21 protein-coding genes are annotated in these 20,465 nt (G+C 66.1%); 15 read left to right on the forward strand and 6 right to left on the reverse strand.

All coding sequences use genetic code 11. The features are described from left to right. Positions 1-115: 115 nt before the first annotated feature. The 3 genes from P7L68_RS17135 to fabD form a co-directional block, all read right to left on the reverse strand. A complete protein-coding gene (locus tag P7L68_RS17135; RefSeq protein ID WP_014745381.1) occupies positions 116-352 on the reverse strand; it encodes an acyl carrier protein in 237 nt (78 codons plus the stop codon). A gap of 199 nt (positions 353-551) precedes the next feature. Further along, positions 552-1,289, reverse strand: coding sequence for a 3-oxoacyl-[acyl-carrier-protein] reductase (gene fabG, locus P7L68_RS17140; protein WP_372000148.1), 738 nt, complete (start codon positions 1,287-1,289; stop codon positions 552-554). A gap of 56 nt (positions 1,290-1,345) precedes the next feature. Continuing rightward, a complete protein-coding gene (gene fabD, locus P7L68_RS17145) occupies positions 1,346-2,287 on the reverse strand; it encodes an ACP S-malonyltransferase (protein WP_372000149.1) in 942 nt (313 codons plus the stop codon). 77 nt (positions 2,288-2,364) lie between these two features. Here fabD and P7L68_RS17150 point away from each other — a divergent pair, with 77 nt between their 5' ends. The 14 genes from P7L68_RS17150 to P7L68_RS17215 all read left to right on the forward strand — a co-directional run bounded on the left by P7L68_RS17150 (position 2,365) and on the right by P7L68_RS17215 (position 16,310). Beyond that, positions 2,365-2,583 carry a hypothetical protein gene (locus tag P7L68_RS17150; protein ID WP_372000151.1) on the forward strand — a complete coding sequence of 73 codons (219 nt, stop codon included), beginning with the start codon at positions 2,365-2,367 and terminating at the stop codon, positions 2,581-2,583. Positions 2,584-2,886: 303 nt separating this feature from the next. Further along, complete coding sequence (gene rpsF, locus P7L68_RS17155; RefSeq protein WP_014745385.1) at positions 2,887-3,339, forward strand: 30S ribosomal protein S6; 453 nt, start codon at positions 2,887-2,889, stop codon at positions 3,337-3,339. 32 nt (positions 3,340-3,371) lie between these two features. Further along, complete coding sequence (gene rpsR, locus P7L68_RS17160) at positions 3,372-3,647, forward strand: 30S ribosomal protein S18 (RefSeq protein ID WP_014745386.1); 276 nt, start codon at positions 3,372-3,374, stop codon at positions 3,645-3,647. Positions 3,648-3,813: 166 nt separating this feature from the next. Next, positions 3,814-4,761: a hypothetical protein gene (locus tag P7L68_RS17165; protein WP_372000153.1), complete on the forward strand. Its 948-nt coding sequence runs from the start codon at positions 3,814-3,816 to the stop codon at positions 4,759-4,761. Positions 4,762-4,783: 22 nt separating this feature from the next. After that, positions 4,784-5,353 carry a 50S ribosomal protein L9 gene (gene rplI, locus P7L68_RS17170; protein ID WP_372000154.1) on the forward strand — a complete coding sequence of 190 codons (570 nt, stop codon included), beginning with the start codon at positions 4,784-4,786 and terminating at the stop codon, positions 5,351-5,353. Positions 5,354-5,781: 428 nt separating this feature from the next. Further along, positions 5,782-7,023, forward strand: a complete 1,242-nt coding sequence (locus P7L68_RS17175) for a class I SAM-dependent methyltransferase (RefSeq protein WP_372006867.1) — start codon at positions 5,782-5,784, stop codon at positions 7,021-7,023. Positions 7,024-7,172: 149 nt separating this feature from the next. After that, on the forward strand, positions 7,173-8,756 hold the full coding sequence (locus tag P7L68_RS17180; RefSeq protein WP_372000156.1) for a replicative DNA helicase: 1,584 nt from the start codon (positions 7,173-7,175) through the stop codon (positions 8,754-8,756). Further along, positions 8,753-9,985, forward strand: coding sequence for an alanine racemase (gene alr / locus P7L68_RS17185; RefSeq protein ID WP_372000157.1), 1,233 nt, complete (start codon positions 8,753-8,755; stop codon positions 9,983-9,985). Before P7L68_RS17180 ends, alr begins: the two co-directional genes overlap by 4 nt. Further along, the gene (locus P7L68_RS17190; protein ID WP_062765262.1) at positions 9,982-10,755 is read left to right on the forward strand and encodes an ABC transporter permease; all 774 of its coding nucleotides are present in this window, start codon (positions 9,982-9,984) and stop codon (positions 10,753-10,755) included. The genes alr and P7L68_RS17190 overlap by 4 nt, the downstream gene beginning before the upstream one ends. A 34-nt stretch (positions 10,756-10,789) precedes the next feature. After that, complete coding sequence (locus tag P7L68_RS17195) at positions 10,790-11,569, forward strand: ABC transporter ATP-binding protein (RefSeq protein WP_372000159.1); 780 nt, start codon at positions 10,790-10,792, stop codon at positions 11,567-11,569. 36 nt (positions 11,570-11,605) lie between these two features. After that, on the forward strand, positions 11,606-13,078 hold the full coding sequence (radA, locus tag P7L68_RS17200; protein ID WP_372000161.1) for a DNA repair protein RadA: 1,473 nt from the start codon (positions 11,606-11,608) through the stop codon (positions 13,076-13,078). Positions 13,079-13,134: 56 nt separating this feature from the next. Then, positions 13,135-13,902 (forward strand): CvpA family protein, encoded by a 768-nt coding sequence (locus P7L68_RS17205; RefSeq protein ID WP_372000163.1) that lies wholly within the window; start codon positions 13,135-13,137, stop codon positions 13,900-13,902. A gap of 61 nt (positions 13,903-13,963) precedes the next feature. After that, positions 13,964-15,454, forward strand: a complete 1,491-nt coding sequence (gene purF / locus P7L68_RS17210) for an amidophosphoribosyltransferase (protein WP_372000165.1) — start codon at positions 13,964-13,966, stop codon at positions 15,452-15,454. Positions 15,455-15,500: 46 nt separating this feature from the next. After that, positions 15,501-16,310 carry an SDR family NAD(P)-dependent oxidoreductase gene (locus P7L68_RS17215; RefSeq protein ID WP_372000167.1) on the forward strand — a complete coding sequence of 270 codons (810 nt, stop codon included), beginning with the start codon at positions 15,501-15,503 and terminating at the stop codon, positions 16,308-16,310. Between the two features lie 70 nt (positions 16,311-16,380). Here the strand turns inward: P7L68_RS17215 and P7L68_RS17220 are convergent, their stop codons facing one another. Next, positions 16,381-17,049 carry a TetR family transcriptional regulator gene (locus P7L68_RS17220; RefSeq protein ID WP_372000169.1) on the reverse strand — a complete coding sequence of 223 codons (669 nt, stop codon included), beginning with the start codon at positions 17,047-17,049 and terminating at the stop codon, positions 16,381-16,383. A 245-nt stretch (positions 17,050-17,294) separates the two neighbouring features. Between P7L68_RS17220 and P7L68_RS17225 the strand changes: the two genes are divergently transcribed. Next, a complete protein-coding gene (locus P7L68_RS17225) occupies positions 17,295-17,591 on the forward strand; it encodes a hypothetical protein (protein ID WP_372000170.1) in 297 nt (98 codons plus the stop codon). 260 nt (positions 17,592-17,851) lie between these two features. Here P7L68_RS17225 and P7L68_RS17230 read toward each other — a convergent pair whose 3' ends face one another. Beyond that, complete coding sequence (locus tag P7L68_RS17230) at positions 17,852-18,841, reverse strand: threo-3-hydroxy-L-aspartate ammonia-lyase (protein WP_372000172.1); 990 nt, start codon at positions 18,839-18,841, stop codon at positions 17,852-17,854. Positions 18,842-18,845: 4 nt separating this feature from the next. Continuing rightward, positions 18,846-20,405, reverse strand: coding sequence for a ribosome biogenesis GTPase Der (gene der, locus P7L68_RS17235; RefSeq protein ID WP_372000174.1), 1,560 nt, complete (start codon positions 20,403-20,405; stop codon positions 18,846-18,848). Positions 20,406-20,465: the final 60 nt, after the last annotated feature.

Below are 20,465 nucleotides of genomic sequence, written 5' to 3' on the forward strand. Positions count from 1 at the left end.
CGGGGACGCCTGATCGGCATCGCCGCACCGGCTCCGGAGGATCAGCTCACCCGCATGGAAGCGGGCGCGGCCGCACCGGCCCGATGGCCGGCACGTCGCCCGGAGACCGGTCCGATCAGGACTGGTTCTCCTGGATGAACTTGATGGCGTCCTGAACGGTCAGGATCTTCTCCGCGGCGTCGTCAGGGATCTCGATCCCGAACTCTTCCTCGAAGGCCATCACGAGTTCGACGGTATCGAGGCTGTCGGCACCGAGGTCGTCGATGAAGCTGGCCGTCTCGGTGACCTTCTCTTCGTCGACACCGAGATGTTCGACCACGATCTTCTTCACGCGCTCAGCAATGTCGCTCATCAGTCGTCGTCCCTCAAGCTCACTGGCAAGTGGCGTTCGTTCGGGCGTAGCGCCGTACTGCCGTTTGTCTCGTGCCTGGCAGCCCCGCCGAAATCGAACAGGGCTGTAGCACACTTTCCGCACCTTGGCCAGCCGCGGCGGACATGCCGCGGAAACGAAGGATGCGGGGCTGGTCCGGTTCGCGTCCCCGGCCCGGCGGTCAGATCATGACCATGCCGCCGTTGACGTGGAGCGTCTGACCGGTCACGTAAGCCGCCTCGGCGCTCGCCAGATAGACGATAGCCGCGGCGACGTCTTCCGGCGAGCCGAGACGGCCCACCGGCACCTTATCGAGCAGACCGGTCTTCTGCTCGTCAGTCAGCACGTCGGTCATCGGCGTCGCGATGTAACCGGGTGCAACACAATTGGCAGTAATCCCGCGCGAAGCCACTTCGTGCGCGATCGCCTTGATCATGGCGGTCAGCCCGCCTTTCGAGGCGGCATAGTTCGCCTGCCCCGGATTGCCCATATGCCCCACGACCGAGGTGACGGCAATGATGCGGCCGTAGCGGCGCTTCATCATGCCCTTCATTGCTGCGCGGGCCAGGCGGAAGCCGGCCTTCAGATTGACGTCGATCACCTGATCGAAATCGGCGTCCTTCATCCGCATCAGCAGCGTGTCGCGGGTGAGACCGGCATTGCTGACCAGAATGTCGAGCCCGCCCATGGCGGCTTCGGCATCCTTCACCAGCTGTTCGGCCGCACCATCCGCCGCCAGATCGGCAGTCAGGACATGGACCCGCGAGCCAAGCTTGGTGGCAAGACCTTCCAGCGCGTCCGCGCGGCGGCCGTGCAGCGCAACCACGGCGCCCTGAGCATGGAGAGCGCGGGCGATAGCGGCGCCGATGCCGCCGGTGGCCCCGGTCACGAGCGCGGTGCGCTGCGTCAGATCGAACATGGATGATCCATCACTGTGGTGGACGGGAAAGATCGCAGACGGGCGTGAGACCGCCCTCAGAGAGACTTCAGGAACGCCTCGATCTCGGCCGGAGTTCCAACCGACTGGGCCGAAAGCGAGCGGTCGATGCGCTTGGTGAGACCGGACAGAACCTTACCGGCCCCCAGCTCCACCGTTTCCTCGACGCCCGCCTCTTTCATCGCCAGCACGCTTTCGCGCCAGCGAACCATGCCGGTCACCTGGTCGACCAGCAGGCCGCGAATACGATCGGGGTCGGAGACCGGCGCGGCAAGGACATTGGCAATCAACGGCAGACGCGGCGCGTCGATCTCAACCTGCGCCAGGGCATCGGCCATCCGGTCGGCGGCCGGCTGCATCAACGGGCAATGGAAGGGCGCGCTCACTTCCAGGGGAATGGCGCGCTTGCCGCGGGCTTTGGCGATATCGACCGCACGGTCGATTGCCGTCTTGTGGCCCGACAGAACCACCTGGCCCGGCGCATTGTCGTTGGCAGCGACGCAGACCTCGCCGGAGCCGGCCGCCTCATCGGCGATGGCCCGTGCCTCGTCGGGGTCGACGCCCATCAATGCCAGCATCGCGCCCTGCCCGACCGGTACAGCCATCTGCATGGCCTGGCCGCGGATCTTGAGCAGCCGCGCCGTGTCACCGATGTCCAGCGCTCCGGCAGCGCAAAGCGCCGAATACTCGCCCAGCGAATGGCCTGCCACGAAAGCGGCCTTCTGGGCAAGATCGACACCCCCTTCCCGCTCCAGGACGCGCACCACGGCCATGGAACAGGCCATGATTGCCGGCTGGGCATTCTCGGTCAGGATCAGCTGTTCGGCGGGGCCTTCGAACATCAGGCGGGTCAGCGGCTGCTTCAGCGCCTCGTCCACCTCTTCGAAGACCTCACGGGCCGCGGCGAAGGCCGCTGCAAGATCCTGTCCCATGCCCACCTTCTGCGAGCCCTGTCCGGGAAAGACGAACGCACGTGCCATGGAGCCTCGCTTCAGTCTTGGCTGTCGACCCGATCACCGGACCGCAGCCCGCAGGCCCGGCCGGTCGTCGCCAAGTCATGACCGCGACCGCGACCGATTGTCAAGAACCGCATCGCCCCGCCGCACCGGATATGACCGCCGTGACCGGCACGATCAGCAGTTTCTGGAGCATCGGGGTGCGGAACGTCGGACGCCGGGTCGGCACCAGTTTAGCCGAGGCCGCAGAAGATGCGAGAGGCGAAATCAACCTTTGGTACGCATTTCGTCGAAAATTTATGATCGCCGAGCGAGTATGACATGTGCCGGCGCCGGGCCGGCCGGCAACCACCGATGATGCGGGCCACCGACGGCGATTTGCCTTGCGCACGGAAGGGCATGACGTATAGTGCGCAGCCTCCGCACCGGGTCGGTTGATCCGGTGGCGGGGATGTCGTGCGTGTACATCGTCGAGGCACGATGTATGTGCGCAACGCCACTCCTTGCCGGCATCGTGTGATGTCGGCTGAGCCCGTCCCGCCCGGACGGTCCGGTATCGCCAGACTGGCGACCACCGGAGACCGGGGCGTCGGGCAGGAAAAAGCCGTAAGGAGTCCATTTATATGCCCTTCTACGAGACGACGATCATCGTCCGTCAGGACGCCTCGACCCAGCAGGTCGAGAAGCTGGGCGAGGATATCAAGACCATCCTCGAAAACGCCCAGGGCCGCGTGATCAAGCAGGAGAACTGGGGTCTTCGCCAGCTCGCCTACCGGGTCAAGAAGTACCGTAAGGCCCATTATCTGCACCTGAACATCGAGGCCTCGGCCGAGGCGCTGGTTCAGATCGAGTACATGCTCCGCTACCAGGAAGATGTGCTGCGCTATCTGACCGTGCGCGTCGACGAAGTCTCCGAGGAGCCCTCGGTGATGATGCAGAGCCGTGGCCGCGGTGAGCGTGGCGAACGCGGTGAGCGCGGCGAGCGCCGTGGCGGCGACCGCTTCGAGCGTGGCGACCGTGGTGATCGCGGCGATCGCGGCGACCGCTTCGAGCGTCGCGAGCGCGCCGACCGCTGATCCCGTATCAGAAATCGCGAGGATAGATCGTCATGGCTTCCAACAAGTCGCAGAGCGCCGTCACGATTCCGGCAGCGCAGGGCCAGCGTCGCCCGTTCTTCCGCCGGAAGAAGACCTGCCCGTTCTCCGGTGCCAATGCTCCGGTGATCGACTACAAGGACGTGAAGCTGCTCAGCCGCTACATCTCGGAGCGGGGCAAGATCGTGCCGAGCCGGATCACGGCCGTGTCCGCGAAGAAGCAGCGTGAGCTCGCCCGCGCCATCAAGCGCGCGCGCATTCTCGCCCTCCTGCCCTTCGTGGTGCAGTAACCCATCAGCCCTTCAGACGCCGTCGGCTTAAGACGGTGATCGACAGGATCCGATGGGCCGACCGGCTGATCTGATCCGGATGGTCCCGGAAACACGACCTTCGACCCGGTACCGGTAACGGTGCCCCGGCTTCGGAGGCGGGCAGCGGAACAGGACGCCTATGCGGTTGTCGCGCGATATCTCCATCACCCTGGCGGCGGGTGCCCTTTCGGGCGTCGGCAGCCTGCTGGTCGTGACGGGGGTGCTGGGCGTGATCGCAGCCTATCTGGCGCCCGCACCGCTCTTCGCCGCCGCCTTCCGCTACGGGCTGCCCGGCGGGGTGATTTCGGCTGTGGCCGGCACCATCGCAGGCGCCGCCACCGCAGCGGCTCTGGCCGGGCCCGAGCAGGTTCTCTACGGCCTGGGCTTTGCGGTGGTCACCGCGCTGCCCGTGCTTGTCATCGCCCGTTTCGCCCTGCTTTCCCGCCCCGATGGTGCGGGGGGAACCGAATGGTACCCGGCAGGACGGCTGATGACGGTGGCCATCGCGCTTGCCGGCGCGCTGGTTGCCGGGGGATGGCTGTTCGCAGCCGGTGCCGAGGGTGGTCTGCGCGGCGAGGTCGCGCGGACGCTGGAACCGCTGATCGAACTGATGGCGGCAGATGCCGCCACGGCGAATGCCGCGGTTCTGGCCGAAAGTCTGGCGGGGCGTTTCGTCGCCTTCGCCGCGTGTTTCTGGGTGGTGCAGATGGTCCTTTCCGGCATGCTCGGCCGCTTCGCCGCGGACCGGCTGCTCGGGGGATCGATGCGGCCCGTGCCGCCGCTTGCCTCCTTCGATCCGCCCGAGGCGGTTCGCTGGGTGCTGGTCGCCGGAGTCGCACTGACCATCGCCACCGGCGGCGACGGTGATTTCGGCCTCTTTGCCGGAGTTGCCGCGGTGCTGGCCGCGATGCCCTATCTGGTCCTCGGTCTGGGTGTGGCACACGGGCTTGCCCGCGGTGTCCGCGGCGGCGGGCTTATCCTCGCTGCGGTCTATCTGCTGGCACTGATGCTGTACTGGCCGATCCTGTTGATCCTTGTCTTGGGCTTCGTCGAACGTTGGGCCGGGCTGCGCCGTCGCTCCGGTGCCGCCTGACACAGCCTTAGGAGTACATCCGATGGAAGTGATCCTGCTTGAGCGCATCCAGAACCTGGGCCAGATCGGCGACCGCGTGAAGGTCCGCCCGGGTTATGCGCGCAACTTCCTCCTGCCGCAGCGCAAGGCCATGCGCGCGACCAAGGAGAATCTCAGCTACTTCGAGACCCAGCGTAAGGCTCTTGTGGCGCTGAACGATCAGCGCCGCAGCGAAGCCGAGGTGCTGGCCGAGAAGCTGACCGGCCAGGTTCTGCCGGTCGTCCGTCAGGCGGCCGACAACGGCCAGCTCTACGGTTCGGTTACCGCCCGCGACGTCGCGATTGCGATGGAGCAGTTCGGGTTCGAGATCAACGGCCGTCAGGTTCAGCTGCGCGAGCCGATCAAGACCCTCGGCACGCAGACCGTCTCGATCTCGCTGCACCCCGACGTGGTGGTCGACGTGACCATCATCGTCGTCCGCAGCATGGACGACTTCCTGAACCAGCAGCGCCGCGCGGCCGAAGCCGACGAGCAGCTCGACGACGCCTATGAGCTCGCCGAGGAAAGCGCTGCCTATCAGGGCGACGAGGTTGAGGAGGAGGAAGAGGTCTGATCCTCTTCCGCCCGTGCAGCCCGTCGGGCCTTCTCGGGCCGACACATGCAGCCGCATTCCGGGTCATCCGGAATGCGGCTGTTTTGTTCTGGCGGGCGATTTTTGGGAACGCCGACGGGGGCCTGCCGATTTCACGGTTGATCGGGCTTGCGTCAGCGCTGTTGCAGAAATTCAACAGCCATGTGCATCAAGTCCGTAGACATTTGACGGCGGCTTTTGAAGGGGCATAAGATTGGAACGTGTCTAAACAACGCCGGCCCGGACCGGCGAGCGACGTCGGACCATCCCCCGCGCGTCGGCTGACCCACAATACCCGGTCCATGCTCCTCCCGCATGGTTCCCGGCATTCACGCGCGTGGAGTTCACCCCGCATAACCCGGCGCCCTTCGCCACGGCCCGGTCACGGCTCCTGACGGAGGCGATTGACCGTGATATCCGGTTTGACCTTCCTCGGCGGGCTGATCCGCACGGGGACGCTGGTTGTCAATGACGAGAATGGACGCAGTCACCGCTTTGGCGACGGCTCCGCCCCACATGTCCGCATCCAGATCCACGACCCGGCCATGCTGCGACGCATGGCGGTCAACCCTTCGATGGCTCTGGGCGAAGGATATATGAACGGCCAGTTCGACATCATCGACGGTGATGTCCGGGCCCTGCTCGATCTGGGTGTCAAGAACTATGCCCGCCAGTCGGCGCATGCACATCACTGGCCGGTCTGGGCAACCAGGCTGATCAATTTCTTCTATCAGCACAACCCCCGGAACCGGGCCCGGCGGAATGTCGCCCATCATTACGATCTGTCCGAAGAGCTGTACCGGCTGTTCCTGGATGCCGACCGCCAGTACTCCTGCGCCTATTTTCAGACACCGGATGACGACCTCGAAACCGCGCAGCGCCAGAAGAAACGCCATCTGGCGGCGAAGCTGCTTCTGGAGCCTGGCCAGAGGGTGCTCGACATCGGTTGCGGCTGGGGCGGGCTCGGGCTCTACCTGTCGGGTCATGCCGATGTCGAGGTGGTCGGCGTGACACTGTCGGAAGAACAGCACAAGGTGGCCCGGGCCCGCGCGGAAGCATCAGGCCTCGCCCAGCGCGCCGATTTCCGGCTCACCGATTATCGCGACCTCTCCGAGCGTTTCGACCGGATCGTGTCGGTCGGCATGTTCGAGCATGTCGGCCTGAAGCACTACGATGAGTATTTCCGCAAGATCTATGACCTGCTGACCGATGATGGTGTCGCGGTGGTGCACACCATCGGCCGCACGGACGGCCCCGGCGTCACCAACTCCTGGATCCGGAAATACATCTTTCCCGGAGGTTATGTGCCGGCACTGTCCGAGATGATGCCCGCGATCGAACGCGCCGGGCTGGTGGTCACCGACGTCGAGATCCTGCGCCTGCACTACGCCGAAACCCTGAAGCGCTGGTATGAACGCTTCATCGAGCACCGCAAGGACGTGCTGGCGCTTTACGATGAACGGTTCTGCCGGATGTGGGAGTTCTATCTGGCCGGCTGCGAGGCATCATTCCGGCACTGGGGCCAGGTGGTGTTCCAGGTTCAGCTTGCCCGCCGTCAGGACGCCGTGCCACTCACCCGCGACTACATCACCGACACGGAACGCGAATGGGCCGCACGGGAAGGCCGGCGCGAGCTGCATGTCGCCTGCTGACATGACGGCGCGGCCCGGTTCTCAGAAGCCTTTCATCCCGGCGCCCGCCGGTGCATGATCGCGGCCGTGGGCGACCGGTGGCCGGGGCGAGCCGTCCCGGCCACCGGTCGCCCACGACCTGACCTGTTTCTGAACCGATCCCGAGGCCGATGACCGACACCGATTTCGACGCAGCCGGCCTGCCCGCCATCACCGCCGGCGCCTCCACGGCGCTTACGGCAGGGTCCGATGCGGCCGGCACCGGGCTGGCGGTTCGCAGCCGCCCCAACAATGCCGAAGTCGAACAGGCGCTGCTCGGCGCCCTGCTCATCAACAACGAAGCCACCCACCGGGTCAGCAGTTTCCTGCGCCCCGAGCATTTCCACGAGCCGGTTCACCAGCGGATCTACGGCCAGATCCTGCGCTTCATGGAGCGCGGTCAGATCGCCAATCCAGCGACGCTGAAACCGCTCTTCGACGCCGACCCTGCCCTCGCCAATGTCGGCGGCGCCACCTATCTGGCGCGGCTGGTGGGGTCCGCCATCTCGATCATCAATGTCGAGGACTATGCGCGGATCATCCACGACTTCGCGCTCCGCCGCGCGCTGATCGACATCGGCGAAGAGGTGGTGAACGAGGCCTATGACGGCCGCGCCGAGCGCCCGGCCATCGAGCAGATCGAACATGCCGAGCACCGGCTCTACACCCTTGCCGAACAGGGCGAGATCGAGGGCGGCTTCGTCTCCTTCGACCGCGCCCTCAGCACCGCCCTCGACCAGATCGAAGCGGCCTATAAGCGCGACGGCAATCTGGTGGGTGTCGCCACCGAACTGATCGACCTCGACAATCTGATGGGCGGATTGCAGCCCTCGGACCTGCTGATCCTGGCGGGGCGTCCATCAATGGGTAAGACGGCACTCGCCACCACCATCGCTTTCAACGCCGCGCGCGCCTACCGGACCGAACCCGAAGAGGCCGGCGGCAAGCCGAAGCAGGTCGACGGCGCGGTCGTGGGCTTTTTCTCGCTGGAAATGTCGGCCGAGCAGCTGGCTGCCCGCCTTCTGGCAGGTGCAGCCGGCGTGCCTTCAGATCGGCTGCGCCGCGGCACCATGTCGCCCGAGGATTTCGAGAAGGTGGTGATGGCGGCGCGGGAGCTGTCGCGCATCCCGCTGTTCATCGACGACACGCCGGCGATCACCGTCCCGGCGATGCGCGCCCGCGCCCGCCGGCTGAAGCGGCAGCACGGCCTGTCGATGATCGTGGTCGACTATCTGCAGCTGATGCGGGCGGTGCGTGCCACCGATAATCGCGTGCAGGAGGTCTCCGAGATCACCCAGGGCCTGAAGGCGGTCGCCAAGGAACTGAACGTGCCGGTGATCGCCCTCTCCCAGCTCTCCCGTGCGGTGGAGCAGCGTGAGGACAAGCGGCCGCAGCTGTCCGACCTGCGTGAAAGCGGCTCGATCGAGCAGGACGCCGACGTGGTGATGTTCGTGTTCCGCGAAGAATACTATCTGGCCCGCGCCGAGCCCAAGCAGCGCCCGGACGAGAAGCCAGACAAATTCGCCGAGCGCTATTCGCACTGGCAAAGCCGGTTCGAGATGTCACGCAGCGTCGCGGAAGTGATCGTGGCCAAGCAGCGCCACGGCCCGATCGGCACCGTGCGGCTGCATTTCGACCTGAACACCACCCGCTTCGGCAATCTGGATCGCGATCACGCGGCCCTGCTGGCCGCCAACGCCCCATCGAGCGAATGAGCACGCCGGCCACCACCCCTGCTTTTCCGGCAGCACCTGCGGCCCCGCCGCCGGCCTGGATCGAAATCGACCTCGCCGCGCTGGCCGGGAACCATGCGCGGCTCACCAGGCTGATGCGTGTGCACAACCCGGCCGCCGAGGTGGCGGGTGTGGTCAAGGCCAATGGCTACGGGTTGGGGGCAGATCTGGTGGGGCCCGCTCTTGCCAGGGCCGGCGCCCCGGCGCTGTTTGTCGCGCATCTGGCTGAGGGCGCAGCGCTCCGGCAGGCGCTGGCGGCGGATCCATACCAGCTCCAGCTCGCACGGCCTGTTTACGTCCTGAACGGCATCGCCGAAGGCGAAGCGGATGATTTCCTGGCCTTCGACCTCCGCCCGGTGCTGAACGGCCCGGATGATCTCGATCGCTGGACCCGTGCGGGGCGGACCCGGGGCAGGCCGCTCCCGGCAGCCCTGCATATCGACACCGGCATGAGCCGGCTGGGTTTCGACGAGGCCGGTTTCGCGGCCCTCGCCGCCGATCCCTCGCGCCTCGGCGGCGTCGATATCCGGATCACCATGAGCCATCTCGCCTGCGCCGATGATCCGGCCCATCCGCTGAATCGGCGCCAGCTCGACCGTTTCCTGGCCGTGGCTGCCGCTATCGGGCGGGGCCGGCTCAGCCTGGCCAATTCAAGCGGGCTGTTCCTTGGCCCAGACTTCCATTTCGATCTGGGCCGCCCGGGTGTCGCGCTTTACGGCATCAATCCGATACCGGGGCGCGCGAACCCGATGGCGCCGGTGGTCCATCTGAAGGCCCGGGTGCTGCAGGTGCGAACCATCGACAGCTTCGAGAGCGTCGGCTATGGTGCGGCAGCCCGCGCGCGGCCGGGCATGCGGGTCGCGACGCTTGCGATCGGCTATGCCGATGGCTGGCCCTGGTCGGCTGCAGGCAAGGGTGAGGTGATGATTGGCGGCCATCGGGCTCCGATCCTCGGCCGCGTGTCGATGGATCTGGTGACGGTCGATGTCAGCGCCCTGCCTCCATCGCTGATCCATGGCGGCGCCGTGGCGGAGCTGATCGGCAGTCATCGGGACATTGATGCGCTGGCAGAAGATGCCGGTACCATCGGCTACGAGATCCTGACCCGCCTGGGCCGCCGCTATGCCCGGCGGCTGGTGACGTCAGGCCAGACGCAGGTTTATCCGATTGGCGTGCCCACGCCGCAGACGGAGGTCGACCCCGCACCATGAACCCGCTTGCCGCTATCGGCCGGGCCCTGCTCTCCCTGTTCGAGACCGTAGGCCGCGTCGCGCTCTTCGTCCTCGTCGTGCTGCGCCACCTGGTGACCCCGCCGTTCTATTTCCGTGCCATGGGCCGGCAGGTGATGGAAATCGGCTATTACAGCCTGCCGGTGGTCGGGATGACCGCATTGTTCAGCGGCATGGTACTGGCGCTGCAAAGCTATACCGGCTTCGCCCGATTTTCGGCCGAAAGTGCCGTCGCAGGTGTGGTCGTACTGTCGATCACCCGCGAACTGGGGCCCGTTCTGGCCGGCCTTATGGTCGCCGGCCGGGTGGGTGCCGCGATCGCAGCCGAGATCGGCACCATGCGGGTGACGGAACAGGTGGACGCGCTGACCACGCTGCGCACCAATCCGTACAAATATCTGATCGTGCCGCGGGTTCTGGCGGCGACCCTGATGCTGCCGGTGCTGGTGCTGATCGCCGACATCATCGGCGTGATGGGCGGCTGGCTGGTCGGCGTGTACAAGCTGGGCTTCATCTCGACCACCTATCTGGTCAACACCTTCAACTTCGTCGAGCCGCTCGACGTCATCTCAGGCCTGGTGAAAGCGGCGGTATTCGGCTTCCTGATCGCAACCATGGGCTGCTATCACGGCTTCAACAGCCGAGGCGGTGCCCAGGGTGTGGGCAGCGCCACCACCAACGCGGTGGTATCGAGTTCGATCCTGCTGCTGATCTTCAACTACGTCATCACCGAGCTGTTCTTCGCCCGCTGAACCGCAGCCCCGTGCCCGAGGAGCCCCAGGCGACATGACCACCGCCACCCCGAAGATCGCGCTTGCCGGCGTGCACAAGGCGTTCGGCCGCAAGCAGGTGCTGCGCGGCGTGGATCTTTCGATCGATGCCGGATCGTCGCTGGTGGTGATCGGCGGCTCTGGTACCGGGAAATCGGTGCTGATCAAGTCGATCCTCGGCATCATTCATCCCGACAAGGGCTCGATCCGCATCGACGGCCGCGAGACCATGGGGCTGGGTGCCCGCGACCGCGAAGAGGTCATGGCCGGCATGGGCATGCTGTTCCAGGGCGGTGCGCTGTTCGACAGCCTGCCCGTCTGGCAGAACGTCGCCTTCGGCCTGATCCAGGGCAAGGGTATCGCCAGGCGCAAGGCGCGGGAGATTGCGATCGAGAAGCTGTCGCTGGTGGGCCTGGGTGCCGATGTCGCGGAACTGGCCCCGGCAGAACTGTCGGGCGGCATGCAGAAGCGCGTCGGCCTGGCCCGGGCGATCGCCACCGATCCCGACATTCTGTTCTTCGACGAACCGACCACCGGACTTGACCCGATCATGGCCGACGTGATCAACGATCTGATCCGCAATCAGGTGAAGCGCCTGGGCGCCACTGCCGTCACCATCACCCACGATATGGCGAGCGCCCGCAAGATCGCCGACCATGTGGCGATGATCTATCAGGGCCGGATCATCTGGCACGGCCCGGTGGAAGAGATCGACCACAGTGGCAACCCTTATGTCGACCAGTTCATCCACGGTCGCGCCGACGGGCCGATCCAGATGGAACTGCGCCGGCCCTGACGCGCGTCGGCGCGACGGATTCCGGGAACAGAGTCGATGGCCAAAGCCACCACGCATTTCGTCTGCCAGTCCTGCGGTGCCACCGCCGCGAAATGGGCCGGGCGCTGCGAAGCCTGCGGCGAATGGAACACCATGGTCGAAGAGGCCCTGCCCCAGCCGGTGGCGGGTGGCCGTGGCTCGGCCGTGGCATCGGCGCGGCGCGGCCTCTCCTTCGTCACCCTGGACGGGCCGGTCGAGGTGGTGCCCCGGCGGCGTTGCGGTATCGGTGAACTGGACCGGGTGCTCGGCGGCGGTCTGGTACCGGGAGCCGCGATCCTGATCAGCGGCGATCCCGGGATCGGGAAATCCACCCTGCTGATCCAGGCCCTGGCTGCCCTTGCCGGTAATGGCGTCGATGCCTACTACGTCTCGGGCGAAGAATCGGTCGATCAGGTGCGGCTCCGCGCCCATCGGCTGGGCCTCGACCGCTCGTCGGTGAAACTCGCCGCCGAAACCAATATTCGCGACATCGTCTCGACACTTGAGAAGATCCCGACAGACCGGCCGGCCGTGGCAGTGATCGACAGTATCCAGACCATGCGCCATGACGGGCTGGAAGGCGCACCTGGTACGGTGTCGCAGGTGCGCGCCTGCGGGCAGGAGCTGATCCAGCTCGCCAAGCGGCGCGGCATCGCGGTTGTCATCGTCGGTCATGTCACCAAGGAAGGCCAGATCGCCGGGCCCCGCCTGCTGGAGCACATGGTCGATACCGTGCTCCACTTCGAGGGCGAGCGCGGCCATGCCTATCGAATCCTGCGCGCCGTCAAAAACCGGTTCGGCGCCACCGACGAGATCGGCGTGTTCTCGATGACCGACCTCGGCCTGATGGAGGTGGAAAACCCCTCTGCCATCTTCCTGGGCGATCGCGACGAGAAGGTATCAGGCAGCGCCGTCTTCGCGGGGCTGGAAGGCACCCGGCCGGTCCTGGTCGAAATCCAGGCCCTGGTGGCCGCCTCGGCGCTCGGCACGCCGCGCCGCACCGTGGTCGGCTGGGATGGCGGACGTCTGGCCATGATCCTCGCCGTGCTCGACGCGCGGTGCGGCCTTTCGCTCGGGTCGAACGACGTTTACTTGAACGTCGCGGGCGGGTTGCGCATCCTTGAACCGGCCGCTGATCTCGCAGTTGCAGCAGCGCTGCTCTCGTCGCTCACCGACCGGGCCCTGCCCAAGGAAACGGTGGTGCTGGGCGAAGTGGGGCTGTCGGGCGAAGTGCGTGCGGTCTCGCAAATGGAGGCGCGGCTCAAGGAGGCCGCCAAACTGGGCTTCACCCGCGCCTTCGTTCCCAAGGCCGGCGCCAGCCGGCAGATGCCGGTCGAGATCAGGCCACTGAAACGCCTGGCTGAACTGGTCGAACTCTTCGTGGGGCCGAATGGCGAATACGCCCCCAAACCTGCCGGCGATCAGGCAGGCGACCGGGACGGCGCTGCCCGCCCCGGTCGGCGCGGCCAGCCGCGCGGAACGATCGATTGACGGATGCGGGCTCCTCTGCCTCCCCCGCTGCCCGCCCCTGTTGAAGGAAGACCCGGATGTCCCTGACGCTCGCCGACGTGGTTGTGCTCGCCATCGTCGCCCTTTCGACCCTGGTGGCATTGATCCGCGGCTTCGTGCGCGAGGTGCTGTCGATCGTCGCCTGGGTCGGCGCGGCACTGATCACGGCCTATCTCTTCGATCCGCTGCGCCCGCTTGCCGATGATTTCATCGCCAGCGAGACCGCCGGTGACATCGCCACCATCGCGGTGATCTTCCTGGTCTCGCTGCTGATCCTTTCGGTCATCACCCGTGCGATCGGCGATGTGGTCTCGGGCAGCCCCTTCACCTTCCTCGACCGCCTGCTCGGCGCCGGTTTCGGTGTCGCCCGCGGCCTGGCGGTGATGGCGGCCATCTATCTGGGCCTGCTCTGGGTCTGGGGCCCGAACGGCGAGCCCGAATGGGTACGCAAGTCGGAAACCCGTCCCGCGGTGGTCGAGGCGGCCCGGATCATTCAGGAACTGGTCCCCGAGCGCATGCGCAGCCAGTTCCTTGAGCGCGCCGACCAGGCGGCGGGCGCCGCGGCAGGGGCAGCCGGCGATGCGGTTCGGGGCACGCTGGGCAGTGCGATGCCGGGCATGCCGCGTGACACCGCGCCTGGAACGGCGCCCGCGCAGAACAACCCCTCGGGCAATGTTACCGGTGCAACCCCCTCCGGCGGTGAAATCGGTTACGGCGAAGGGCAGAGACATGATATGAACCGCCTGCTCGATGCGATCGAGCCCGCACCTGCGGGCGGCCAGGGCACGCAAGGCCAGGGCAACTGACGCATCCGGCTGACGGAGCGACCGCGAGCCCCAAGACGGTCGTCGAAATCGGTGCGAGGCGATGATCATCACCCATCCCTTCCGATCCGGGCCCGACGGCCGGGACCTGGTCCATGCAGATGAGGATCATCTGCGCGAGGAATGCGGCATCTTCGGCATTCACGGCCATCAGGAGGCTGCCCGTCACGTGGCCCTCGGCCTGCATGCCCTGCAACACCGCGGCCAGGAGGCCTGCGGCATCGTCAGTTACGACGGCGACCAGTTCCATCCCCACCGCGCAGTCGGCCTCGTCGGCGATGCCTTCGCCGACGAGCGGCTGATGGCGCAGATGGCCGGCAAAATGGGCATCGGCCATGTCCGCTACGCCACGACCGGCGGTGCGGGCCTGCGCAACATCCAGCCGCTTTATGCCGATTTCGCCTTCGGTGGCTTGGCGATTGCCCATAACGGCAATCTGACCAATGCGCTGACCCTGCGCAGCCAGCTGGTCCAGCGCGGCTGCATTTTCCAGTCCACCTCGGACAGCGAAGTGATCGTGCATCTGATCGCGATCAGCCTCTATACCGATGTGGTCGACAAGCTGATCGATGCCCTGCGCCAGGTTCACGGCGCCTATTCGATCGTGGCCCTGACCCGCGACAAGCTGATCGGCGTGCGCGACCCCTGGGGGGTGCGCCCGCTGGTCATCGGCAAGCTCGACGGCGCCATGATGCTGGCCTCCGAGACCTGCGCACTCGACATCATCGGTGCCGAATTCGTCCGCGACGTTGAGCCGGGCGAGATCGTGGTCATCGAGGAAAGCGGTCTGCGCTCGATCAAGCCCTTCCCGAAGACCGCCAGCCGGTTCTGCATCTTCGAGCACATCTATTTCGCCCGCCCGGACAGCGTGCTGGAAAATGTCAGCGTGTACGAAGCGCGCAAGCGCATCGGTCGCGAACTGGCGCAGGAAAGCATGGTCGAAGCAGATGTGGTCGTGCCGGTGCCGGACAGCGGCGTGCCGGCGGCACTCGGCTTCTCGGAGCAGAGCGGCATCCCATTCGACTACGGCATCATCCGCAACCACTACGTCGGCCGGACCTTCATCGAGCCGACCGATCAGATCCGGCATCTGGGCGTGAAGCTGAAGCACAACGCCAATGTGCCGATGATCAAGGGCCGGCGGGTCGTGCTGGTCGACGACAGCATCGTGCGCGGCACCACCTCGACCAAGATCGTGAACATGGTGCGCGAGGCCGGTGCGGCCGAAGTCCATATGCGCATCGCCTCGCCGCCCACCACCCACCCCTGCTTCTATGGCGTCGATACACCAAGCCGCGAGAAGCTGCTGGCAGCGCGCATGGACATCGAAGAGATGGCCCGGTTCATCAATGCCGACAGCCTGGCCTTCATCTCGATGGACGGGCTATACCGCGCAATGGGTGAAGAGGGCCGCAATCCGGTTCAGCCGCAGTATTGCGATGCCTGTTTCACCGGCGATTATGCGCTGCCCTTGACCGACGGACAGGTGGATGGCAGCGATGCCAAGTTCCGCCTGCGCAGCGATTTCGCCTGAGCAGGCAGCGCAGCTGCCGCCCCCACGAGCCTCCGGAGCGCCACCGATGACCGAAGACACCCAGCCCGCCGCCCTCGCCGATCGCCCGCTTGAGGGCAGGATCGCCCTGATCACCGGTGCGTCGCGCGGCCTGGGTGCAGCGGTCGCCGAACGCTATGCCATGGCCGGCGCCCATGTCATTCTTCTCGCCCGCACGGTCGGCGGCCTGGAAGAGACCGACGACCGTGTAAAGGCCGCAGGCGGCAGCGCCACGCTGGTGCCGCATGATCTGGCCGATCTCGACAAGCTCGACAGCCTGGGCCAGCAGATCTACGAGCGTTTCGGCCGGCTGGACATCCTGGTGGCCAATGCCGGGTTGCTCGGCAACATCTCGCCCATGTCGCAGCAGAAGCCGCGCGACTGGGATCGGGTGATGACGGTCAACGTCTCAGCCAATCAGCGGCTGATCCGCAATTGCGAGCCGCTGCTGAAGCTGTCGACGGCCGGCCGCGCGATCTTCGTCACCTCGCGCGCCGCCCGCCGGATCCGCGGCTACTGGGGCGCCTACGCCACCTCCAAGGCGGCGCTTGAGGCCATGGTGAAGACCTGGGCCATGGAGATCGAGAACAGCCGCATCCGCGCCAACCTGGTCGATCCCGGTGCCCTGCGTACCCGCATGCGTGCCACGGCCTATCCGGGCGAGGACAAGGATCTCCAGACCCCACCCGAGGCGATCGCCGAGTTGTTCGTGGATCTGGCCCTGCCCGGCCTGACCGCCAATGGCGAGATCTTCGTGGCCCAGACCGCGCCGCAGGCACCGGCCCATGGCCACGATCATCATGGCCATGATCATGGCCCCGGTTGCGGCTGCCATTGAACGTCAGCCCACACACAACCCGACGAATCTTCCGGGGCGCCTGACGGCGCCCCTTTTTCGTGGCCAACCGTCAGGCGCCGGGAAGTTCCTCGATGATCGCCCGCATCAGATCCTCCGTCAGGCGAAGCTGGGGCGGTTTTCCCTCCCGGTGATCCGCCCCCGATGTCAGGCCGCCATCATCCAGCACACCGTGCACCAGCGCCACGCCCACCATCAGCGCCAGTGCCAGACGCGCCTTCTCCCGTGCATGTCTGCCGCCGATCCGCTCGACCAGATGGTCCAGAACATCGGCCTCCAGCCGTTCGCGGATCAGCGGCATGGCCGCACGGCTGTTGATCGAACTCATCAGGATCCGGCTCACCCGCTCGCAGGCCGCAAGAACAGCTGCATCGATCTCGTGATCGGCAGCCTCGTGACCATGCTGTTCGGCCATCCCGGCCGCCAGCAGGCCTGGCCGACCGGCCATCACGGTCAGGCGGGTCAGCACCCGTGCCAGCCTCTCCCGCGGCACGTCGCGCAGCAGAACATCGAAGGCGGCATCCCCAAGGCATACCGCGAACAGACGTTCCTTCGAGCCGTAATAGCGGATAACCAGCGAAACGTTGACGTCTGCAGCCCGGGCAATCTCCCTCAGGCCGACGGCGTCATAGCTGTTCGCTGCGAAGGCGTGGCGCGCTGCATCGAGGATCGCCGCTTTGGTCGCCTCGCTGTTGCGGGGCCTGCTCTCTTTATCTGACATCACTTCTTCATCAAATCAACTTCAAGTTATGCAAACACCTGTTGACATGTCCTGGGATGGACATCTAAGGTTTCAGACGACGGGTGGTGCTGCCGTCGACCAACGGCAGGTGGCGCAATTCCGCAGAGCCGGCGGACATCCTCTCCCTCTCCGATGCCGGCGCATACCCCAGCGTTCAGGTACAGTCTTCGGACTGCGCTGATGAGGGTTTTTGCCGCCACGGCGCAGAATTTGGACGACAGGCAATGCCCGAACAGGACGTGCACGGCCGGACGCAGGCCGCGCAGGTGCGACCCACGCGACTGAACACGCGGGAACTTCTGGAACTCGCCGCCAGCCTGTTGTCGGCGGCCGAAGCGGGGGACACATCGGTTGGCGGGCGTCTTGGCTCCCTTCCGGAGGATCTGCTGCGGGTAATCGACGATCTGCCGCCCGAATCCGAGGATCGATCGTCGGCATTCCGGTTTCTCGACATTGAGCAGGCGCGAGAGACCGTCACGATCCTGATCCGACCCAATGATCGCGACCAGGGGTGGAGTTGACCGGCCTTCTGCCCACACGATATCGGCAGCCGCAGGCGGCGCCCCCGCCCTGCGACAATCGCGGCCTATATGTTATGTGAATCCGACGGGATCTGCGCGCGAAGACCATGATAATGGGTGCGTTCAACGCTCATCCCTGCCCCTCCACGGCGGTCGCCCGCATGAAATGCACGTGAGGGTGGCGCAATTACGCAGGCAGCTGCTACCAGAACAATATTATTGCACAGTATGGAGAGGATCACAGGCGCCGTCGAAGCCGGTCAGCCTCGTTCGATCAGCTCAGCGAAGCGCATGAGATCGACATTGCCGCCCGACAGGATCACTCCGACACGCTGACCGCTGATGTCGATGGCTCCGGAAAAGGCGCCGGCGGCGGCGAGGCAGCCGGTGGGCTCGACGATCAGCTTCATCCGGCCGGCAAAGAAGCGCATCGCCTCCACCAGGGCAGCGTCTTCCACGGTGATAATCCGGTCGACCAGGGCCTGGATCACCGGGAATGTCAGCTTACCGGGGGCGGCTGTCTGGGCGCCGTCGGCAATGGTCTGCGGGGTGGGGATGGTGACGATCTCGCCGGCGGCAAGGCTGCGGCGGACATCGTCTCCGGCTGCCGGCTCAACTCCGATCACCCGGCACCCGGGCTGCAGGGCAGCTGCCACGACCGCGGACCCCGAGATCAACCCGCCACCGCCCACACAGACGAACAGCAGGTCCAGCCCGCCCGCATCGGGCATCGCCGTCACATCCTGGATTAGTTCCAGCGCAGCGGTCCCCTGCCCGGCCATGACATCAGCATGGTCGAAGGGTGGGATCAGCACCAGGCCGCGGGTCTCGGCAATGTGGCGGCCGATCGCCTCGCGGTCCTGGGTATAGCGGTCATAGGCAACCACCTCGCCGCCATACCCCTCCGTCGCCTGACGCTTGATCAGCGGCGCATCCGACGGCATGACGATCACCGTCTCCAGCCCGAGCAGACGCCCTGCCAGCGCCACCGCCTGGGCATGGTTGCCCGATGAAAAGGCGACGACACCCCGCGGCGGTCGTGGCTGCGCTTTCAGCTTCGCCAGCGCGTTATAGGCGCCACGGAACTTGAAAGCGCCCATCCTCTGCAGGTTCTCGGGCTTGAAGAAAAGACGTGCGCCGGTCATCGCATCGGCGGTGGCAGAGGTCAGGACCGGCGTGCGGTGAGCCACGCCCTCCAGCCGCGCTGCCGCAGCCCGGACATCCTCGATACCGATGACGAGACCGGCCATGCCGTCACCTCTTCTTCTTGCGGTCGGCGAAGGGGTTCTCGCTGGTGCGCAGCACAACCCGCACCGGCACGCCGGGCAGGTCGAAGCTGTCGCGCAAGCCGTTCACCACATAGCGAACATAGCTGTCGGGCAGTTCCTTCGGCTGGCTCACGAAGATCGCGAAACCGGGCGGACGGGTCTTGATCTGCGTGATATAGCGCAGCCGCAGGCGCCGGCCATTGGCCATGGGCGGCGGGTAGTTCTCGGTCATGCGTTCCAGCCAGCGGTTCAGCCGGCCGGTCGACACCCGGCGGTTCCAGATCCGGTAGATGTCGAAACAGGCATCGATCAGCCGGTCGGTGTTGTGGCCGGCCAGGGCCGAGATCGTCACCACCGGCACGCCCTTGACCTGTGGCATCACATGGCTCATCCGCCGGCGCAGCTCGGTCATGAAGGCATCGGCGTCGGTGACCGTGTCCCATTTGTTGACGGCCACAACCAGCGCCCGGCCTTCATCGACGATCAGCCGGGCAATGGTCATGTCCTGCTTTTCAAGTCCACGCTCGGCATCGATCATCAGGACCACGACATGGGCGAAGCGGATCGCGCGCAGGGTCTCGTCGACCGACATCTTCTCGATCCGGTCGTCGATCCGCGCCTTTCGGCGCATGCCTGCGGTATCGATCAGCCGGATGCGGCGGCCGGCATGCAGCCAGTCGACCGCAATGGCATCGCGCGTGATACCTGCCTCCGGGCCGGTCAGCACCCGTTCCTCGCCCAGCAGATGGTTCATCAGAGTGGACTTGCCGGCATTCGGGCGGCCGACGATGGCGATCTGGAGCGCCTTCTGCCGGCCGATCTCGGCCATGGCCCGCTCTTCGGCAGCCGCCAGCGTCTCTTCGTCCGCATCCTCGTCGATATCGACATCCGAGCCGTCATCGTCGAAATCGTCGAGACCGACCTCACGGGGGCCATGCTCGGCCAGCTCCGCCGCCTCTGCGCCCTCGGCACCGGCACGGGCCGCGGCGCGACGACGCGCGGCTGCCGCCTCGGCTTCAGCCGCGGCGGCATCTTCCAGCGCCTCGGCATGGGCCGCGCCATGGGCCGAGAGCACGTCGTAGAGATCCGAGGTATGGTCGCCATGGGCTGCGGAGAGTGGCATCGGCTCCCCCAGACCCAGCCCCCAGGCCTCGGCCAGGCCCATATCTCCGGCCCGGCCTTCGCATTTGTTCACCACCACAACCACCGGGGTCTCCACCCGGCGCAGCAGATCGGCGAAATGCTCGTCGGCCGGAGTGATCCCCGCCCGGCCGTCGATCATGAAGAGCACCAGATCTGCGTCGTCGATCGCGGTCCGGGTCTGGGCCTGCATGCGAGCGTTCAGATCCGACGGATCCTCGATCTCTTCGAGACCTGCGGTATCGACGACATTGAAGCGCAGATTACCGAGCCGCGCTTCGCCCATCCGGCGGTCGCGGGTGACACCCGGCGTGTCGTCGACGATGGCAATGCGCCGCCCGACCAGACGATTGAACAGGGTCGACTTGCCGACATTCGGCCGGCCGACCAGCGCCACGGTCAGCATGGACGCGGACCTCCGGAATGGACATGAGGTGGTCGCGAAGCCGCTGCGATCATCAAGACC

It is taken from the genome of Tistrella mobilis, assembly GCF_041468085.1.
Classification (GTDB): Bacteria; Pseudomonadota; Alphaproteobacteria; order Tistrellales; family Tistrellaceae; genus Tistrella; species Tistrella mobilis_A.

What these genes read in the sequence shown, in the direction of transcription:
- purF (WP_372000165.1), top strand. Translation starts at nt 13,964, where the DNA reads ATGATCATCACCCATCCCTTCCGATCCGGGCCCGACGGCCGGGACCTG.
- P7L68_RS17180 (WP_372000156.1), top strand. Translation starts at nt 7,173, where the DNA reads ATGACCGACACCGATTTCGACGCAGCCGGCCTGCCCGCCATCACCGCC.
- P7L68_RS17190 (WP_062765262.1), top strand. Translation starts at nt 9,982, where the DNA reads ATGAACCCGCTTGCCGCTATCGGCCGGGCCCTGCTCTCCCTGTTCGAG.
- P7L68_RS17205 (WP_372000163.1), top strand. Translation starts at nt 13,135, where the DNA reads ATGTCCCTGACGCTCGCCGACGTGGTTGTGCTCGCCATCGTCGCCCTT.
- rplI (WP_372000154.1), top strand. Translation starts at nt 4,784, where the DNA reads ATGGAAGTGATCCTGCTTGAGCGCATCCAGAACCTGGGCCAGATCGGC.
- fabG (WP_372000148.1), bottom strand. Translation starts at nt 1,289, where the DNA reads ATGTTCGATCTGACGCAGCGCACCGCGCTCGTGACCGGGGCCACCGGC.
- P7L68_RS17230 (WP_372000172.1), bottom strand. Translation starts at nt 18,841, where the DNA reads ATGGCCGGTCTCGTCATCGGTATCGAGGATGTCCGGGCTGCGGCAGCG.
- fabD (WP_372000149.1), bottom strand. Translation starts at nt 2,287, where the DNA reads ATGGCACGTGCGTTCGTCTTTCCCGGACAGGGCTCGCAGAAGGTGGGC.
- der (WP_372000174.1), bottom strand. Translation starts at nt 20,405, where the DNA reads ATGCTGACCGTGGCGCTGGTCGGCCGGCCGAATGTCGGCAAGTCGACC.
- rpsF (WP_014745385.1), top strand. Translation starts at nt 2,887, where the DNA reads ATGCCCTTCTACGAGACGACGATCATCGTCCGTCAGGACGCCTCGACC.
- alr (WP_372000157.1), top strand. Translation starts at nt 8,753, where the DNA reads ATGAGCACGCCGGCCACCACCCCTGCTTTTCCGGCAGCACCTGCGGCC.
- P7L68_RS17150 (WP_372000151.1), top strand. Translation starts at nt 2,365, where the DNA reads ATGACCGCGACCGCGACCGATTGTCAAGAACCGCATCGCCCCGCCGCA.
- rpsR (WP_014745386.1), top strand. Translation starts at nt 3,372, where the DNA reads ATGGCTTCCAACAAGTCGCAGAGCGCCGTCACGATTCCGGCAGCGCAG.
- P7L68_RS17225 (WP_372000170.1), top strand. Translation starts at nt 17,295, where the DNA reads ATGCCCGAACAGGACGTGCACGGCCGGACGCAGGCCGCGCAGGTGCGA.
- radA (WP_372000161.1), top strand. Translation starts at nt 11,606, where the DNA reads ATGGCCAAAGCCACCACGCATTTCGTCTGCCAGTCCTGCGGTGCCACC.
- P7L68_RS17220 (WP_372000169.1), bottom strand. Translation starts at nt 17,049, where the DNA reads ATGTCAGATAAAGAGAGCAGGCCCCGCAACAGCGAGGCGACCAAAGCG.
- P7L68_RS17135 (WP_014745381.1), bottom strand. Translation starts at nt 352, where the DNA reads ATGAGCGACATTGCTGAGCGCGTGAAGAAGATCGTGGTCGAACATCTC.
- P7L68_RS17195 (WP_372000159.1), top strand. Translation starts at nt 10,790, where the DNA reads ATGACCACCGCCACCCCGAAGATCGCGCTTGCCGGCGTGCACAAGGCG.
- P7L68_RS17215 (WP_372000167.1), top strand. Translation starts at nt 15,501, where the DNA reads ATGACCGAAGACACCCAGCCCGCCGCCCTCGCCGATCGCCCGCTTGAG.